At 66.5% G+C, this 1829-nt stretch carries 1 protein-coding gene; it reads left to right on the top strand.

The genetic code is table 11. The annotated features are described in order from the left end of the window. Nucleotides 1-315: 315 nt before the first annotated feature. Nucleotides 316-1590 (top strand): phosphopyruvate hydratase, encoded by a 1275-nt coding sequence (eno, locus tag HC022_RS25665; RefSeq protein ID WP_008886230.1) that lies wholly within the window; start codon nucleotides 316-318, stop codon nucleotides 1588-1590. Nucleotides 1591-1829 lie beyond the last annotated feature (239 nt).

Raw genomic sequence — 1829 nt, 5'->3', positions numbered from 1 at the left:
GGTGATCTCGGCCACCTGCTGCTCGATCTGGTTCAGCTCTTCTTCCATGCAAAAGCTCCTGGCCCCGGGCGCGCCTCCTCCAACTGGCCCCGGTGTCTGACTGCGTTGTTGATTGTCCTTTCGCGGCAACATAGCTGCAGCGCGGCACAAGGCAAAACCGCGGGCCGCCCCTCCTGCCCCGATGGCGCGTTTCCGCTGCGCGATGTTAGCGCTACATCGTGCGAATGCGGCGTGTTAGCGCGAGCGCGCGTTTACAATCGTCCCTCGCCTGCTATAGCTCCAACGAACCCACTCTGGAGGCGAGGAACGGACCCCATGAGCACCATCATCGACATTCACGCCCGCGAGATCCTCGACAGCCGCGGCAACCCCACGGTCGAAGTCGACGTCACCCTGGAAGACGGCTCGATGGGCCGCGCCGCCGTACCCTCGGGCGCCTCGACCGGCGTGCACGAGGCGCACGAGCGCCGCGACGGCGACAAGGACCGCTACATGGGCAAGGGCGTGCTTGAGGCCGTGGCCGCGGTCAACGGCGAGATCGCCGAAGCGCTGGTCGGCTTCGACGCCACCGAGCAGGAAGCCATCGACGGCGCCATGATCGAGCTCGACGGCACCGACAACAAGGGCCGCCTCGGCGCCAACGCCATCCTCGGCGTGTCGCTCGCAACCGCGAAGGCCGCTGCCGAGTACTGCGGCCAGCCGCTTTACCGCTACGTCGGCGGCACCGCGGCCCGCGTCCTGCCCGTGCCGATGATGAACATCATCAACGGCGGAGAGCACGCGGACAACCCGATCGACATCCAGGAATTCATGATCATGCCGGTCGCCGCGGAGAACATCCGCGAAGCCGTGCGCATGGGCTCCGAGGTGTTCCACACCCTCAAGAAAGAGCTCTCGGCCGCGGGCATGTCCACCGGTCTCGGCGACGAGGGCGGCTTCGCCCCCGAGCTCGCGTCGACCCGTGACGCGCTCGACTTCATCCTGAAGTCCATCGAGAAGGCCGGCTACACCCCGGGCGACGACATCATGCTCGCGCTCGACGCCGCCTCGACCGAGTACTTCAAGGACGGCAAGTACGAGATGAAGGGCGAAGGCCTCTCTCTCACCTCCGCCGAGAACGTCGCCTATCTCGAGAAGCTCTGCGCCGACTACCCGATCCTGTCGATCGAGGATGGCTGCGCCGAGGATGACTGGGAAGGCTGGAAGATCCTGACCGACACGCTCGGCGACAAGGTACAGCTGGTGGGCGACGACCTCTTCGTCACCAATCCCGCGCGCCTCTCCATGGGCATCGAGCAGGGCGTCGCCAACTCGATGCTGGTGAAGGTCAACCAGATCGGCTCGCTGTCGGAAACGCTGAAGGCCGTCGATATGGCCCACCGCGCGCGCTACACCAACGTGATGTCGCACCGCTCGGGCGAAACCGAGGACGCCACCATCGCCGACCTCGCTGTCGCCACCAACTGCGGCCAGATCAAGACAGGCTCGCTGGCGCGTTCCGACCGGCTTGCCAAGTACAACCAGCTGATCCGCATCGAGGAGATGCTGGGCGACGTGGCGGTCTTCGCCGGCAAGTCGATCCTGCGCTGAGTGCTGCGCGGGCTGCCCTCGAGGGGCGCCCGCGTTCGCTCGGGCCGAAGTGCTCAGGCTGAAAACACGAAGGGCGGTGACCGGAAGGCACCGCCCTTTTTTCATGTCTCGATACGTTGCGGCCGGCAGCGCGTGCAGTCTGGCGCGCCCGGCAGCGCGTGGCATTCTGGAGACCGCCCCCCGGCGGCACACGGCTGTCACGATGCGCGCCACGCGATGCGTGGCAATCACGACGCCCC

The organism is Salipiger sp. HF18 (genome assembly GCF_011806505.1).
Classification (GTDB): domain Bacteria; phylum Pseudomonadota; class Alphaproteobacteria; order Rhodobacterales; family Rhodobacteraceae; genus Salipiger; species Salipiger thiooxidans.
The sequence above is the reverse complement of the archived record's forward strand: the minus strand, read 5'-3'. Positions and strand labels throughout refer to the sequence as shown.

Bases quoted from the DNA above. Each gene is read 5' to 3' on its own strand.
- eno (WP_008886230.1), top strand. From the start codon at position 316: ATGAGCACCATCATCGACATTCACGCCCGCGAGATCCTCGACAGCCGC.